General features: G+C 48.3%; 14 protein-coding genes. 3 read left to right on the forward strand and 11 right to left on the reverse strand.

Annotated elements, in window-relative coordinates:
• Nucleotides 1-94: 94 nt before the first annotated feature.
• Both AC1DYT_RS09180 and AC1DYT_RS09185 read right to left on the reverse strand, forming a co-directional pair.
• Nucleotides 95-1,258, reverse strand: coding sequence for a glycoside hydrolase family 172 protein (locus AC1DYT_RS09180; RefSeq protein ID WP_477469322.1), 1,164 nt, complete (start codon nt 1,256-1,258; stop codon nt 95-97).
• A 319-nt stretch (nt 1,259-1,577) separates the two neighbouring features.
• Nucleotides 1,578-2,042, reverse strand: coding sequence for a hypothetical protein (locus tag AC1DYT_RS09185; protein ID WP_477469323.1), 465 nt, complete (start codon nt 2,040-2,042; stop codon nt 1,578-1,580).
• 170 nt (nt 2,043-2,212) lie between these two features.
• Here AC1DYT_RS09185 and AC1DYT_RS09190 point away from each other — a divergent pair, with 170 nt between their 5' ends.
• Entirely contained in the window at nt 2,213-3,523 is a 1,311-nt protein-coding gene (locus tag AC1DYT_RS09190; RefSeq protein ID WP_477469324.1) for a DEAD/DEAH box helicase, read from the forward strand.
• Between the two features lie 244 nt (nt 3,524-3,767).
• On the opposite strand, the gene AC1DYT_RS09195 is transcribed toward AC1DYT_RS09190, so the two are convergent.
• The 8 genes from AC1DYT_RS09195 to AC1DYT_RS09230 all read right to left on the reverse strand — a co-directional run bounded on the left by AC1DYT_RS09195 (nt 3,768) and on the right by AC1DYT_RS09230 (nt 11,247).
• A complete protein-coding gene (locus AC1DYT_RS09195; protein WP_477469325.1) occupies nt 3,768-4,004 on the reverse strand; it encodes a VF530 family protein in 237 nt (78 codons plus the stop codon).
• Nucleotides 4,005-4,027: 23 nt separating this feature from the next.
• Nucleotides 4,028-5,335: an MFS transporter gene (locus AC1DYT_RS09200; RefSeq protein WP_477469326.1), complete on the reverse strand. Its 1,308-nt coding sequence runs from the start codon at nt 5,333-5,335 to the stop codon at nt 4,028-4,030.
• Nucleotides 5,336-5,349: 14 nt separating this feature from the next.
• Nucleotides 5,350-6,009, reverse strand: a complete 660-nt coding sequence (locus AC1DYT_RS09205; protein ID WP_477469327.1) for a beta/alpha barrel domain-containing protein — start codon at nt 6,007-6,009, stop codon at nt 5,350-5,352.
• Nucleotides 6,002-7,045, reverse strand: a complete 1,044-nt coding sequence (locus AC1DYT_RS09210; protein WP_477469328.1) for a PfkB family carbohydrate kinase — start codon at nt 7,043-7,045, stop codon at nt 6,002-6,004. The genes AC1DYT_RS09205 and AC1DYT_RS09210 overlap by 8 nt, the downstream gene beginning before the upstream one ends.
• A complete protein-coding gene (gene uxaC / locus AC1DYT_RS09215; protein WP_477469329.1) occupies nt 7,042-8,451 on the reverse strand; it encodes a glucuronate isomerase in 1,410 nt (469 codons plus the stop codon). Before uxaC ends, AC1DYT_RS09210 begins: the two co-directional genes overlap by 4 nt.
• Before the next feature lie 161 nt (nt 8,452-8,612).
• Nucleotides 8,613-9,086, reverse strand: coding sequence for a DUF4920 domain-containing protein (locus tag AC1DYT_RS09220; protein ID WP_477469330.1), 474 nt, complete (start codon nt 9,084-9,086; stop codon nt 8,613-8,615).
• Between the two features lie 200 nt (nt 9,087-9,286).
• Nucleotides 9,287-9,895 (reverse strand): alpha-ketoglutarate-dependent dioxygenase AlkB family protein, encoded by a 609-nt coding sequence (locus AC1DYT_RS09225; RefSeq protein WP_477469331.1) that lies wholly within the window; start codon nt 9,893-9,895, stop codon nt 9,287-9,289.
• 140 nt (nt 9,896-10,035) lie between these two features.
• On the reverse strand, nt 10,036-11,247 hold the full coding sequence (locus AC1DYT_RS09230; RefSeq protein ID WP_477469332.1) for an acyltransferase family protein: 1,212 nt from the start codon (nt 11,245-11,247) through the stop codon (nt 10,036-10,038).
• Between the two features lie 143 nt (nt 11,248-11,390).
• Here AC1DYT_RS09230 and AC1DYT_RS09235 point away from each other — a divergent pair, with 143 nt between their 5' ends.
• Entirely contained in the window at nt 11,391-12,275 is an 885-nt protein-coding gene (locus AC1DYT_RS09235) for an alpha/beta fold hydrolase (protein WP_477469333.1), read from the forward strand.
• Here the strand turns inward: AC1DYT_RS09235 and AC1DYT_RS09240 are convergent.
• The gene (locus tag AC1DYT_RS09240; protein ID WP_477469334.1) at nt 12,272-12,436 is read right to left on the reverse strand and encodes a hypothetical protein; all 165 of its coding nucleotides are present in this window, start codon (nt 12,434-12,436) and stop codon (nt 12,272-12,274) included. The two genes, AC1DYT_RS09235 and AC1DYT_RS09240, sit on opposite strands and share 4 nt — an antisense overlap.
• Before the next feature lie 199 nt (nt 12,437-12,635).
• Between AC1DYT_RS09240 and AC1DYT_RS09245 the strand changes: the two genes are divergently transcribed.
• Nucleotides 12,636-15,134 carry a TonB-dependent siderophore receptor gene (locus AC1DYT_RS09245; RefSeq protein WP_477469335.1) on the forward strand — a complete coding sequence of 833 codons (2,499 nt, stop codon included), beginning with the start codon at nt 12,636-12,638 and terminating at the stop codon, nt 15,132-15,134.
• The last annotated feature ends 55 nt before the right edge of the window (nt 15,135-15,189 follow it).

A 15,189-nucleotide genomic window follows, 5' to 3' on the forward strand; every position in this document is an offset into this window, starting at 1 on the left:
CCAAACTATGCCTTTGCGCCTCTTTGCGTTTTTTCTTTGTGTGCTTTGCGGTAAAATTTCACCACAAGGGCACAAAGATGTTTCCGGGCTAATTTTAATTTACCTCCAGTTCGTCCTTGGTGGGCAATTTGGGGAACGCGCCATGCGCCCCCGTTTGGTACCAGAAAACTACCGAGGCGATATCGTCTTGCAGGGGCAGGTACCTGCCGCCGGCCCGCCAGCCCAGTGCCTGCAGGGTAACTTTCAGGTTTTTCTCGAAGCGTATCGGGTCGGCAATATGCCAGCGGTAAAGGCCGAAACGCTGGGCAACGTTATAAAGCCCGTCGCCCTTTATCACCTGCGCCAGGCCGGTGTATGGCCCGCTGAACTCGGTGTAGCCATGCGTTTCGGAGCCATCAGGGTTTTTGCGGCGGGTATCGAAATTATACGATCCGCAAAAATAATCCTCGGTACCCGTGCCTATGATGGTAGGGAATTTGGTATCGCCATCCATAAAGAATTTTATCTCGCCCTCGCCCCACCAGCCGTTCTTGTTAGAGCCATAGGCCAAATAAGTACCCACGTACTGGCCCTTGCCCTGTATGCTATCAACCAAAACATAATCTTTTTTATAAGGCAGCGGGTTTATACGGCGGAACTGCGCGTGGAAGTACCCTGCATCCTCGGGCACTTTGGTCAGCGTATAATCTACCTGGTAGTACAGCACCATATCCTCATCGTCGATGTTTTCCATGGTGATGCGGCATTTCTTTTTGAAGGGCATGGGCCAGTAGCAGTTGAATGCGCTGCCGGGGTTTACCACCACCGCCAGCGAGGTGATGGGTGCGTATTTGCCCCAGCCCATGCAAAAGAAGTCGCCAACGGGCGCCTCTACCGATGGTGTGGTCTCATCGTCCCAATAAAAGCGAATGATGGAGTAGCGCCAGTTGCCGGTGGGCGTCATCCAGATGTGCTGCACGGCACCCGGGCCATCTATTTCGGCTACGGTATAGGTAGTGTGTTTTTTGATGACTACACTGGGGCTCACTTTCCAGGTTTGCCCCAAATCGCGCGAGGCGCCGGCGCCTGTGCCCGTGGTAGCCATGCCGCCTTTGCCTTTTTCACCATGGAAATTTTCGGGACTGATGGAGCGGCTAACGGCATCCGAGGTACGGAAGATATTGCCCATGTTGTTATTCAACCCATCGTAGGTTTGCTGCGCACGCACGCCGAGGCCCAGGATGCACAGCATCCCGAAAAGGAATAATTGCTTCTTCATAATTCAGGTTTATTGGGAACTAAAAGTAGCGAATAATAAGTGTCGATTAAATATCGAACACCGAATATCCAATTTTGAATAATGAAGGTGAAAGTTCGGGGTTAGTAACCTGGCGCAAATGTCTGCGTCGAGAGTTGACTCACCCCGACGGCCCCGTATATACGGGGCGTCGACCCTCTCTGCTTCGCAAAGAGGGTGAAAAACAAACTGAAGCTAACCCTCTTTGCGGAGCAGAGAGGGTGGTCGAGCGAAGCAAAGGCCGGGTGAGTCCACTCGCGACGCAGCCATGACAGCAAAGTTCTCGTACCAGTAATTTCACTTACATATCAATAGGCCCCATATACATTATCTTTTTGGATGTATATACCGTATAACGTCCTTTTTGTAGGCGAACAATGCCGTCTACGCAAAATGGGATCCCTATATAAACGCTAGCAGCATTCATTTTTTTGCGGGATTTTAACACCACATGAAGCGCATGGCTGCCTTTTGCAGAACCCAGACGCATCAAACGGGTATATGGGTTCAGCAGCCGCGACTCGTACACGGTATCGCACACGGTTATGTACTTATTGCGATGGTTAATCGCCTCTTTAGTGGTAAATGTTGTTTGTGCCCTGGATGTGTTTATGGCGAACAATAACAATACTGTTGGAATAATTAGATGCTTCATATCGACATAATTTAAGGCAGACGGAATATAATAATAGGAAGATTTGGCGACGTTTTGCAAAATACTGGTAAAAAACGGCTGTTTAGGCCCCTTTTCATCCGTTTTTTGCATAAAAAAGTATCTTTTTTTAACGAAAAACAGCAAATTCACGCAGATTTTCGAAGGTAAAATTGGCATTACGGGCGTGTTTTACAGGCAAATACCTCTTTAAAAAACTGCAAACTGACCACCGCAAACTGCGAACTAAAAGAAGTATCTTTGCACCCTCAAATTTTGGTACTATGGCGTGGGCAGAAAAATTCAAACTAAATAAGCAACTGATAAAGTCGGTAACCGAGGCGGGTTTCGATATGCCGAAAGAAATGCAGTTGAAAACTTTGACGCGCATTGCCGGCGGACAGGATGTGATAGGTATCGGTCCCGAAGGTGCAGGCAAAACCACCACTTTGGTGTTGGGTACCCTTAACCGCTTCGGCTATAAAGCCGATGGCGTGCCGCGTGCTTTGATACTGGCACCCGACCAGGAACGCGTTTTTGAGATAGTAGCGCAGTTCGACCGCCTTAACCGCAATACCTCTATCCGTATAGTAAGCCTGCACAACGGTACGCCGGTTGACCAGCAAATGGACGACCTGGCAGATGGTGCCGACATCGTGGTAGCCACGCCCGACCGTGCACGAGCCATTTACCTTAAGCTAGGCCTCAACCTGAATAAGGTAAATTTTATGGCGATAGACGATGCGCACCTCATCGTAAAACAGGGCTTACAGCTCCCCGTAGTAGAGCTGGCTAACAGCATAGATAAAGGGCAGCACCTGGTTTTTACCGAAGTGATGCACGATAAACTGGAGAAAATGCTAGCTCCATTTATGTTGAATGCAGCCACCATTGAGGTAGATGAACTGCCCGAAGAAAAGATAAGCACCCACCCACAGATACTGTACCACGTACCCAACTTTGGCACCAAGCTTAATTTGCTGAGCCTGTTTATGTACGATGAAGAGCTTTTTACCAAAACGGTTGTTTTCGCCAACACCAAAACCACTGCCGAAACGCTTTACAAAAATCTGGAGAATCGCCTGCGTAAATCGGTAGCCTTACTGGCCCCGGCCTTTCATGAGCATAACCAGGTGAAAGACATCAACGAATTCAAAGCGAACGATGCGCAGAGGGTGCTGATAGTAGCGGGCGAATCTGTTACGGATATTGACCTCAGCGGCATCCCCTTCATCCTGCATTTCGATTTGCCGCTGGAAAAAGAGGAGTTCATCGGCCATATCATCAACAATAGCCCGGAAGCCGAAGAAGAAACACTGGCGATTGCCTTTGCTACCGATATTGAACTTGACCAGATACGGAAGATAGAACAGGTTACGGGTCAGAAAATGCAATCAGTTGAGCTGCCTGAGGAACTGGTTATCCAAAAAACCCGCAAGCAAAAGGAAAGCGAAAAGGTGGTAAAACCCGCTAAGGTGGATCCCAATAAATACGTACCCGGCGAAGCTTTCCACGAGAAGAAACCCGAGAACGCCAAAACTTACAACCTCAGCGCAAATAAGAAGGCCAAGATGAATAAGAAGAAAAATCATTAAGATTTCATCTTAAAACAGTGCCGGGTTGGCACCATGCGGCGGCATTAGGTGGTTCACCTGGGGTGTTCCAGGCATTTTATCGCACACAAAGCTATTTTATTTAATAGCTTAACCTACAACTATTTACAGCCGTTACTTAAAGAGAAGGGATGTTCCAAATCGTTCCGCAAAAAATGTAAAGTACTGGCTATCAATAACAATTAAAAAACAAGTGTTCCGCATTTAAATATGGAACACCCGCGTGCTAAGCTTTATTTGTAGCCATCTCCTTGTGGTGTTTCACATACAAGTCTTCCACTTTCTTACGCGCCCAGGGCGTTTTGCGCAGGAACTTTAGGCTCGAGCCAACACTTGGGTCCTCCAAAAAACAATTGATGCGGATGCGGTAGCCCAGCTCGGCCCAGCCAAAATGCGCCACCAATGCGTTAATGATAGCTTCCAGCGTAATGCCGTGCAGCGGGTCCTTAGGTTTTTGCTCCATGTGGCAAATTTAATCAATTACCATTATACATCCTTGCCGTGCAATTGCACGGGTTTCATGGTAGGCGTTAGCAAGTGCATGATAAGCCATGCTGCCAAATACGCGCAGGCACATATGGAAAAGATGATGTTATAGCCGGCCGTGATATGCCCGGCGGCTTTATTTACCTCTAAAATATAAGCAATCAGCATCGGGAACAAAATGCCTCCTACTGAACCCGCCATGCTACCTATACCCACTACAGAGCTTACCGCCTGCTTAGGGAACATATCTGATGCCGTGGTGAAGATATTGGCGCTCCAGGCCTGATGCGCCGCAGCAGCGAGGCTTATTAAGGCTACGGCCTGCCAAATATTAGTGGCGTACCGTGCCGAGAATATAGGCAACACGCATAGTGCGAATAACAACATAGCCGTTTTGCGTGCCTTGAATATAGGCATCCCCCGTTTGATGAACCAGGAGGATAAATACCCGCCACCTATACTGCCTATAGTTGTCGCGCTGTAAATTATGACCAATGGCAAGGTAGGTTTCTTTAAATCGAGGTTGAAGGTGCTGGCGAAATAAGAGGGCAGCCAGAACAGAAAGAAGTACCAAATGGGGTCGGTCAGCAGTTTGCCTGCAAAAAACGCCCACGTTTGGCGTATGCCGAACAGCTCCACCCATTCTATTTTCGTTTCGGGCGCGTTGGCCACCGTTGCTTCTGCGGTATCGCTGTTGATGAAAGCCAGTTCTTCGTTGCTTATCTTTTTATGTTTCGATGGTACTTCGTAAAAAATCCACCAAAATATCAGCCAAATAAAACCGATAGCGCCGGTAATGATAAAAGCCATTTGCCAGTCGTATGCGCCCACTATCCAGGGCACGATAATCATAGCGCCTACCGAGCCGATGTTGGCACCGGAGTTAAAAATCCCTGTAGCCAGGGCCCTTTCGCGCTTAGGGAACCACTCCGCAACCGTTTTGATGGCCGCAGGGAAATTTCCAGCTTCGCCGATACCTAAAGCAGCGCGCATAAAAGTAAATCCCGTAGTCGTCTTTACCACGGCATGCAATATGGCTGCCAGGCTGTAAACCACCAGCGATACCGCGTACCCAAGCTTAGTGCCCAACTTATCAATAATACCGCCAAAAGCCAGCAAACCCAAAGCATATGCCGCCTGAAAAGCCATGACGATGTGGCCGTAGTCGATTTCGGTCCAATGGAATTGTTTTTCGAGTACCGGTTTCAAAAGGCCCAATACCTGCCGGTCGAGGTAGTTGATGCTGGTTACGAAAAACAACAGGGCTACTACGCCCCACCTGTAAGTAACGCTTTTGGTTTGTGCCATTATCTTGCTGAGAGTTATTTGCTTAACTGCACCAATTGAAGTGCGTTCACAGTATCAGCGTACAGCTGAGCGTACAACCGCTCGTCCAATACCTGCTTGCTGATGAGCTTGCTCCCCAGGCCCACCGCACACACGCCCGAGCGGAACCAGCCTGATATATTGCCGGCCTCGATCTCTACGCCGCCGGTTGGGATAAACAGCTGCCCGGGGAACAAGTCGCGAATTGACGACACGAACGCCGGCCCCAAAATATTGGCCGGGAACAGCTTGATGAGCATGGCCTTGTACTGCTGCGCGATGTGTATTTCGGTTGGTGTCATGCAGCCGGGTATCCAAAGCAATTTATAATTGGCGGCCACCAGGGCAACCTCGTTATCCACTATCGGCGATACCAGGAAATCCGCCCCGGCATCTACAAAGCTTTCTGCTTCTATGCCCGTTTTGATAGTCCCTATGCCCAGGTAAAGGCCCGGCATGTCCTTTTGTACGGCTTGTTTTATGTAGCGGAAGTTGGCCAGGGCCTCTTTGCCACGATTGGTGTATTCCAACACCCGCACGCCCGCTTTGTACAACGTGCGGATGATTTGCAGGCTTACCTCGGCATCCTCGTAAAAAAATAAGGGCAGCATGCCCTGCGTCAATATTGCGTCTAATACTTGCTCTCTGTTATCCATGGTTGATGGTATTGGTAATATCCTGTATGGTATTGGTTGTGGCATCGCTATGCACGAATAGTTTGCTATAGGCTGCGGCTGTGGCAAAGTCAAGCGTCTGCTGTGCGGATTGACCGTTGTAGAAGCCGTATACCAGCCCCGCCATAAAACAATCGCCGGAGCCCACCTTGCTGACGATGCTTTCGGCGCGGTACTCCTGTGAACTGTAGAAATCGCCGTCGGCATACAAGGCAGCGTAATAGTTTACCTCGCCGGCTCCATCGAACCGGAAGGTGTTGGCCACCACCTTGCATTTGGGAAAAAGCTCCGTTATCCTTTTGGAAGTGGATAGCGCTTCTTTCAGGTAGATGCTCTTCTGCCCGCTCTCGTGTATGTTGCCGAGCACCGGGATGCCCAGCATGGTTTCGGCAGCCCAAACATTGCCCATGATCACATCGCAATAGGGTGCAAGCAGCGTCATAACCTCCTGTGGCTGTTTGCCGTATTGCCATAACTTAGAGCGATAGTTCAGGTCGAGCGATATGGTGATGCCCCTTGCCGATGCTGCTTGTAGTACCTCGAGGCAGACATCTGCCGTTTGCTGGCTGATAGCAGGGCATATGGCGCTGAAGTGAAACCAGGTAACGCCATCGAGCACTTTATCCCAATCTATCGTGCCGGGTACCAATTCGGCAAAAGCGGAGTTGGCTCGGTCGTATATCAGCGCATCGTGCTTTAGATCCTTCCCCTTGGTGAGGAAGTACAAGCCCATGCGGTTGCCGCCGTAATGCACTTTGCTGGTATCAATACCCTGCCGCTCCACGTATTCGATTACCTGCGCCGAGAGGCCGTTTTTGGGCAATGCGGTAACGTATTGCGAGGGTACATCCCAAAGGGATAAAGCGGAGGCTACGTTCAACTCGGCACCGCCTACGAAAACGGATAAAGCGTTATCTTCCAGCCACCGCCCGCCGTCATCGGGACTAAGCCTTAACAGCAACTCGCCAAATGATAGTACCGCACCTTGCTTATAGTCGTTGGTTAATATATCGCTCATTTCTTATCGAAATCAAAATAATTCTTGGCGTTGAAATAACAGATGTCCTGTATGATCTTGCCGGTCCATTCTATATCATTGGGTAGTTCTCCGTTCACTATATCTTCTGCAAACAGGTTGCAGAGTATCCGCCGGAAGTATTCGTGCCGGGGGAAGGACAGGAAACTGCGCGAATCGGTAAGCATGCCCACCAGTCGACTCAACAGGCCCATGTTGGATAGGGCGTTGATTTGTTTGGTCATGCCATCCTTCTGATCCAGAAACCACCAGGCCGAACCCCATTGTATCTTGCCGGCCACCGAACCGTCCTGGAAATTACCCGCCATGGTGGCCATCAGTTCGTTATCCGCAGGGTTAAGGTTGTAAAGTATGGTTTTGGCCAGTTTGTCCTCGCTGTCCAGCCTGTCGAGGAATTTCGAAAGGCTTCTCCCCTGATGGAAATCGCCTATCGAATCGCGTCCGGTATCGGGCCCGCTTTGCTTGAGGCCGCGGGTGCTGTTGTTGCGCAGCGCACCGATGTGGTATTGCTGTACCCAGCCCTTCTCGTAATCCCAAATGGCAAACTGGTACAGCATGGCCGATTTGAATTTAACGCTTTCCAGCACACTTATCGGCTGGCTGCTCCTTATCTTGGCGAATATGTCGGCTACCTCCTTCTCGGTGTAATCCTCGGCATACACCTGGTCGATGCCATGGTCGGATACGCAGCAGCCGTTACCTGCGAAGTAGGTGTGCCGCTTCTTCAGCGCACCAAGGAAGCCATAGTAGTCGTTTATAGCCACGTCAGCAGCTTTTTCCAGCTGATTGATATAGTTGTTCAGCGCGGGGATATTATCGCTGTTCATGGCCTTATCGGGCCTGAAAGCGGGCAATACCTTGGTGCCGAAGTTATCTGCTTTGAGTTTCTTGTGATATTCGAGATTATCGATGGGGTCGTCGGTAGTACAAATCACCTCTACGTTCATTTTGGTGATGAGCTTACGCACGCTATACTGCGGACTTTGCAGCTTGGCGGTGCAGTCGTCGAAAATAAAGTCGGCGGTGCCGGGCATCAGGCGCGATTGAATACCGAAGTATCGTTGCAACTCCAGGTGCGTCCAGTGATAAAGCGGGTTGCGTAGCGTGTAGGGCACGGTGGCCGCCCACTGGCGGAATTTTTCCCTGTCGGTTTGGCCGCCGGTGATGTAACTTTCGTCTACCCCGTTGGCGCGCATGGCCCGCCACTTATAGTGGTCGCCATTGAGCCAAACCTGCGTAATGTTGCCGAAGTTGATATCCTCCGCAATTTCGTTGGGGGGCAAATGGCAATGGTAATCTATAATAGGCATGTCGGCGGCGAAGTCGTGATATAAACGCCTGGCCGTATCGGTTTGCAACAAAAAGTCCTCGTCGAGAAAGGGTTTCATAGGTTAATCGTATCCGGGAATTTGTAATGATAGGGTTATTCTTGCAAAAAGCCCAAAATTATTCACGAAAACGTTGCCGGAAGATCGCAAATGGCGCGCGCTGATAAAACGCACAAAGCCCCTGAGCTTGTCAGAGGCTTTGCAGTATATTTTGGGAAGGATTACTTCAGCACCAATACGCCATCGGCCATAATGGAGATATCTTTACGTGGCTCTTTAATGGCGGCAATCTCGGCATCGGTTTTACCTGCATCTTTAGCGTAGTGCACCAAACGTTCAACAGGCACTTCTTTCACCCGGGCAAGGCCCTCCACCACTACGGTTTTGCCCACGATGTTCTGCGGCATAAAGTAAGCGTAATCTGTAAACTGCACCATAATGGTTTTGCCATCTGCCTGGGCCAGTTTCATAAAACAGCCTTTCTTTTTGCAAACCTCTACTACGGTGCCGGTAATTTTACCGGTGTAAGCGGTATCGGTGCTTAATGCCGTGCCAAGGGCATCGGTAGTGAGGTAATTATCGGCGGTTACTAATTTGCCGTAGGTAACGCCCGGAGCTGCGGGAGTAATATTGGTTTGGGCAAATGTGATTGCCGAAAAGCAAAGGCAAACTATGAATAATGTTATGGCTTTCATATGGTTAAATGGTAATGGTTGAACATGTGCAAGCAAAGTTACTACATTACTTGAGCAGTTCATAATTATTTATAATGGTTATCGATAAGTTATTCAATATACTAAGCTTTACTTTAGTTAACATTCATTACTATTTGATTTACAATTCTATTTAACTATAAGTAAATTGCACCCTGGTCGCCTTTACGAATTTCGCAAGCTCAGTTAATCACCCTAAAAGTCAAATTTATCCGCTCTTGTAAAGCTTTGGTCGATTTGGGAACCTGGTGCTCCCATTGGTGCTGCAAGTCGCCTTTCATAATAAGCAGCGAACCGTTTTCCAATTCTACCGAGTGTTTCCTCTGCTTGTCGGTTTTATGCCTAACGTCGAATCTCCGGGCTTGCCCAAAGCTCACCGAGGCTATTATGGGGTTTATCCCGAGCTCCGGCTCATCGTCGGCATGCCAGGCAACAGAATCATTACCGTTGCGATACAGGTTCAGTAAAACGCTATTGAAGGCTATGCCGGCTACCGCATCTACCCAATGCTTGATAAAAAGCAGTTCGTCCGTCCATGGGTATGGGTCGTACTTCTTGCCCGAGAAGGCGTAGGTTTTACTGTTGTCGCCATACCAGGCGGTAAGCCGCGGCTGGTTAAGCAACTTGCCGTACATCTGTATGGTTTCCTGGTTCCATTGTATGCTTGTTTTCAGCAACGGGATAAACCGGTCGCTTTCCGCCTTGTTGAAAAAGCCGGAACGGTAATCCATTAGGTCGGCGGGGAGTTTGAGGCTTTGCAGGCCACCGTCGAAAAAGCTGAGTTGTTCCATTTGTCTGAACTCGAATTTGGGGGAATTTTTAGAATTAACATAATTGATGAGAGATTTAAATTCGAGTTTCAGACAATTAATCGTGTTAATCGCTCCATCTCGAAATCGTGTAAAAAACCCTGTTCAATCCTTAAATCCTGTCAAACTTTAATGAATATCTTCTTCCGGTAAAGCCAGTAAAGCACCAGCCAGTAAATCGTTAACATAAGCGCACCCTTTACCAGCGTGCTATAGGCATCGCCGAAAAGTTGGTCGTAATGCGGGCCTAAATGAATATAGAGCGTTTTGCTGAGGAAGGCACCGAAACCATCTGCCAGTACATATGCAGCTATAGAGTTGGTGCCTATCACCGCCAAAAACAACACCCTTTGTTTTTGCCTTGCATCTGTAAGTCCGTAGAAAAGGGCCAGCAGCAAAAAGCAACAGCCCCCGCTAAAAAAAACCCAGCCGGGTGTCCATATCCTTTTTACCACAGGAGCAACTCCGCCGAAATGCAAGGCGGCACTAAGCACCAGCAGCCCCGCCCCTATCATGGCGAAACGCCGCACCAGCGCAACAGGCGCCACGCCCGAGCGCAGCATATTGCCGGCCAGTAAACCGATAATCATGGTACCGAGGGTAGGTATAAAACTTAAGGTAGAATAGCCGCCGCCGTTGAAATTGAAGTAATGCTCGCGCGGGAAAAGGTTCAGGAACCATTTGTCTGCTGCCCAGGCCAGGTTGGTATTTTTGTTCCAATGCGCGGCCAAGCCTTTGAAGTTGCCTGCCCAATCGGCCGTAACACCTGCGGAGGCATAATCGAAAGCCGGGCCGGGCAATGGGTAAAAAGCAAAGGCGGCCCAATAGCCCACTAAAATAACACCGAGGGCAATGAGCTGCGTACGCGGTTTGCAAAAGCCCAGCAGGAACAGAAAAGTGTATCCCAGGCCAATCTGGCTCAAGGTATCCTCAAAGGTGAAATAGGTTTGGTTGGCCCACATCGAGCGCAGGAAGATACCCAGGGCAATCAGTACTACCGAGCGGATAAGGGCATGCTTCAGCAATTTGCCGAAACTATCGCCCTTGGCAGTACGCGCCGCGATGGAAAACGGCAGGGCAACGCCCACTAAAAACGAGAACGAGGGTTGTATCAGATCGTGTAGGGAGCAGCCCGCCCATTCCACATGGCTTTGGTTAAAGTTAAGGAAGCGCCAGAAAGCGTTCCCAGGCAGGGCCTTCGATACATGCTCGAACGAGAGCACCTCGCCCATCATCAACAACATCACGAAGCCTCGGTAAGCATCTATAGAAGTTAGGCGGTTGCCGGGCATAGGCGCAATGGCTGCTATTTCAGCAGATTTTTTCGTAGTCATCAATCAAGGTTTAAATCGGGGATATAAAGCAGCAATATAAGCATAAAGCCTTAACCAGCCGCTTGTTAAATAATTTAAACATCTTTGGCAAATTGGGCGTTAACAATTTATCAACTAATTTGCGGCACATAAACTAATAACCCATGAAACTCATCCGCCTGTTGCCCCTGCTTGCCCTTAGCACATTATTATTTGCCTGCAATAACCCGCAGCCCAAAACTGTGCAAATTGCGACAGACACCTCAGCAACCGTAAAAAATAATGGCGTACATATCGACTATACCGATACCGGCGCAGGCGATACTACGCTGCTATTCGTGCACGGCTGGTGCATCAATAAAAGCTACTGGGCCCAACAGGTGGCTTATTTTGGCAAACGATACCGCGTAGTTACGATGGATTTGGCAGGCTATGGCCGGTCGGGCCATAACCGCGATAACTGGAGTACCGATGCCTTTGCGAGCGACGTTAACGCAGTGATAAATCAATTGAAGCTGAAGAATGTTGTACTGATAGGGCACTCCATGTCCGGCGATATCGTATTGCAGGCGGCCATCAACGAGCCGGATAAAGTGATAGGTTTAGTGGGCGTAGATAATTTCAAGGGCCAGGGCGCGCCGCCAAAAACCGAAGCACAGAAAAAAGAAATTGCCGATGCCATCGCCGCCATGCGCAAAGATTTCAAGAAGGTGGCGCTCCAATGGTTTAACGAAGGGTTGTTTTCAAAGACCACCAGCAAACCCATTAAAGACAGGATATTGAACGATGTTGCGCATGCGGATACGGTGGTTGCCGTTGCCTCGATGGAGCAACAGGCTTATGACGAACTGCCCGCCCTGCAGAAATGGAAAAAGAAATTGTATATGATAAACAGCGATTACCAACCAACCGATACAGCCTGGCTGGTAAAAAACAAGCTGCCCTTTATGCTATTGGAAGTGCATGGCACCGGACACTTCCCCATGGTAGAAGCACCTGAAGAATTTAACCAGCGACTGGATAAGGTGCTGGCAGATATAAAGCGTTAAATATTTTCGCTTGCTTCCGTATGCTTACGTACCGAGAACTCGACGGTGGTGCCGCTACCCACCTGAGATTTTACGCGGATAGTACCCTCCGCCTTCTCCCACATCGGTGCCTTTTTTATTGATCCTATCCAATACGTGATCGTTACTTCGTTCCTGAACATCCATTCGGGTCTTTTCGGCTATGCCCGCCATTATAAATACGAAATATATTTTCTATAGAGGACGTATAACCTGGATATCTGATATCAAGCATAGCCTATTGGCTTGGCTAATCCTTATTTAAATTAATTCTAAATAATATTTGTGATTAAGGATTGTGTTGTTATTTTTGCGCTTAATTAGACTTGATATAAATAACTAATGAGAATAACTCTACATCCTATCTCCCGAAAAATATCCTTCCTCTTCTTTTTGCTCATCATCAGTAGCTTTTCGCTTAAAGCCAATGGCCCCGACGACGACGGAAACAATGGCAAAATAAACGGCTTTGTAAAAACCAGCGATGGCAAACCGGCCAGCTTTGTTACAGTTGCCATAAAAGGCCTCAACAAAACCACAATGACTACCGACGAGGGCTCGTTTTTGTTCAACAACATCAAACCCGGAAACTATACTTTACGCGTTACCTATACCGGCGCTAAAAGCGAAGAAAAAACCGTAACAGTTACCGCAAACAACACTACCAGAGTTGATTTTACGCTTGCAGAAAGCGCTACAGATTTGAACGAGGTTACCATATCTTCTACCAAAACAATCAATCGTAAAAGCATCAACATTGGCAAGATGAACGTGGCACCTATTGATTTGCCGCAAAGCATTTCTATAATTGGCCGCGATGTGCTTGACCAGCAACAAGCCTTGCGCTTAAGCGATGTTATAAAAAACGTAAACGGGGTTTATTTATACAGCGCCCGCGGCAATACCCAGGAAACATTTGCTGCGCGCGGTTATAACTTTGGGGCAACCAACATGTTCAAAAATGGCTTCCGGGTAAATACCGGCGCAATGCCCGAAATCAGTTCATTGGACCGTGTAGAAATACTGAAAGGCAGCGCTGCCTTGCTATACGGCAATGTTGCCCCCGGCGGTGTTTTAAACATGATTACAAAAAAACCAAAATTTGAACAGGGCGGCCAGGTATCTATGACTTATGGCAGCTACGACTTGTACAAGCCTGCGGTTGATGTGTATGGCCCCATTACTTCCAAACTGGCTTACCGCTTAAACGCAACCTACGAAAACTCTAAAAGCTATCGCGATTATCTTAAAAACAAGCGGATTTACGTGAACCCATCCTTATTATACAAAGTAAATGACAAAACCACGCTGATAGTAGAAGGCGATATATTGGATTACGATTTCGTACCCGATTTTGGTACCGGCCAGGTAGATAACGTAATTGCCAATGTACCGCGCAATAGGTACCTGGGCGCCGTATGGTCAAACGGTAAAACAAAACAATCTACCGCTACGGCAACCATCAACCACCAGCTAAACAGCCTCTGGCAGGTTAGCGGGGGCATATCTTACCAGTACTACGACCGCCGCTACCAAACAACGGAGCGCGTGCAGCCCGATGCAGCCGGTGATTGGTCGCGCCCGCTTAACCGTACCAAAACACTGGAAGATTACGTTACCGGCCAATTGAATATTACAGGGCAATTTAACACCGGGCCTATAAAACACAATATTTTAGCAGGCCTGGATGCCGACCGCTACAGCAATGATAATTATACCTATGTAACGAATGTAACCGTAAACGGCAAAGTGCAATCAAGTTACCTGGATCAGAACAATGCCGTGCAAAACGCTATATACGATAAAATCAATATCTATGACCTGAACAAGTACACCCAGCGTACTGATATGCCAACCATGAATCCGTTTTATGATGTGGTAACCAAAACCAACCGTTTTGGCGCCTACTTCAACGATCTGATAAGCATATCAGAAAAACTGAAGGTTCTAGCAGGCATCCGCTGGTCATACCAATATATTGCTCCTACTTCCGTAACAAACTTTTTCCAACAGCCATCTACGCAACAGCCGTTAGGGCAGCCCGCAAAGGGCAAGGAAGACAAGGCCTTTTCGCCGAGGGTTGGCGTAGTGTACAAGCCTGTTGAAAATACCGCCTTGTATGCCAGCTACTCCAACTCATTTGTAGTGAACCCAGGTACCGATGTTAACGACAACCCACTCGATCCATCCTTGATAGATCAATATGAGGCAGGCATAAAAAACGATTTCCTAAATGGCAACCTATCGGTAAACGTAACTGCATACCGCATCTTAAACAACAACCTGGCCCAAACAGCAACTTTTCAGGCCGATGGCGTAACCCCTAACACAAATACCAACATTAAAGTATTAAGCGGTCAAACCAAAAGCGATGGTGTTGAAGTGGATATTGCCGGCCACCCATTTAAAGGCTTAGATGTTTTGGCAGGCTATAGCTATACCAACGCGCGCTATACCAAAACCTCTACGGTATTAGGTAGCACTATTGCAGGGCAGCCCTTGCTAAACGTACCAAAACACACGGCCAACACCAGCGTGTTTTACAATTTTTTAGATGGCAAATTAAAAGGCTTTAAGGCAGGCGTATCTGTATTTTACCTTGGCAACCGCACCGCAGGCTTCCTCAACACGGTGGGCCAAACGCAAACCGCATCCAGGTTGGTGTATGTACCAAAGTTCACAACGGTTGATGCTTCTGTAGGATACAGCTGCAAGAGGGTTTCTATCATTGCTAAAGTATCTAACATTGGCAACGTACTCAACTGGAACGTGCACGAAAATTACAGTGTTAACCCTATCCCGCCGAGGCAGTTCCTAACTACGCTGAGCTATAAGTTTTAAACAAAACTAAAAACCAAAACTAACCGGGGCGGCGTAAGCTGCCCCGGTTTTATCA

This window comes from Mucilaginibacter sp. P1_D10 (genome assembly GCF_056406215.1).

Excerpts from the sequence above, each read along its gene's own strand:
- AC1DYT_RS09235 (WP_477469333.1), top strand. The coding sequence starts at position 11,391 with ATGAAACTCATCCGCCTGTTGCCCCTGCTTGCCCTTAGCACATTATTA.
- AC1DYT_RS09205 (WP_477469327.1), bottom strand. The coding sequence starts at position 6,009 with ATGGATAACAGAGAGCAAGTATTAGACGCAATATTGACGCAGGGCATG.
- AC1DYT_RS09210 (WP_477469328.1), bottom strand. The coding sequence starts at position 7,045 with ATGAGCGATATATTAACCAACGACTATAAGCAAGGTGCGGTACTATCA.
- AC1DYT_RS09225 (WP_477469331.1), bottom strand. The coding sequence starts at position 9,895 with ATGGAACAACTCAGCTTTTTCGACGGTGGCCTGCAAAGCCTCAAACTC.
- AC1DYT_RS09220 (WP_477469330.1), bottom strand. The coding sequence starts at position 9,086 with ATGAAAGCCATAACATTATTCATAGTTTGCCTTTGCTTTTCGGCAATC.
- AC1DYT_RS09240 (WP_477469334.1), bottom strand. The coding sequence starts at position 12,436 with ATGTTCAGGAACGAAGTAACGATCACGTATTGGATAGGATCAATAAAA.
- uxaC (WP_477469329.1), bottom strand. The coding sequence starts at position 8,451 with ATGAAACCCTTTCTCGACGAGGACTTTTTGTTGCAAACCGATACGGCC.
- AC1DYT_RS09230 (WP_477469332.1), bottom strand. The coding sequence starts at position 11,247 with ATGACTACGAAAAAATCTGCTGAAATAGCAGCCATTGCGCCTATGCCC.
- AC1DYT_RS09180 (WP_477469322.1), bottom strand. The coding sequence starts at position 1,258 with ATGAAGAAGCAATTATTCCTTTTCGGGATGCTGTGCATCCTGGGCCTC.
- AC1DYT_RS09195 (WP_477469325.1), bottom strand. The coding sequence starts at position 4,004 with ATGGAGCAAAAACCTAAGGACCCGCTGCACGGCATTACGCTGGAAGCT.
- AC1DYT_RS09190 (WP_477469324.1), top strand. The coding sequence starts at position 2,213 with ATGGCGTGGGCAGAAAAATTCAAACTAAATAAGCAACTGATAAAGTCG.
- AC1DYT_RS09185 (WP_477469323.1), bottom strand. The coding sequence starts at position 2,042 with ATGCAAAAAACGGATGAAAAGGGGCCTAAACAGCCGTTTTTTACCAGT.
- AC1DYT_RS09245 (WP_477469335.1), top strand. The coding sequence starts at position 12,636 with ATGAGAATAACTCTACATCCTATCTCCCGAAAAATATCCTTCCTCTTC.
- AC1DYT_RS09200 (WP_477469326.1), bottom strand. The coding sequence starts at position 5,335 with ATGGCACAAACCAAAAGCGTTACTTACAGGTGGGGCGTAGTAGCCCTG.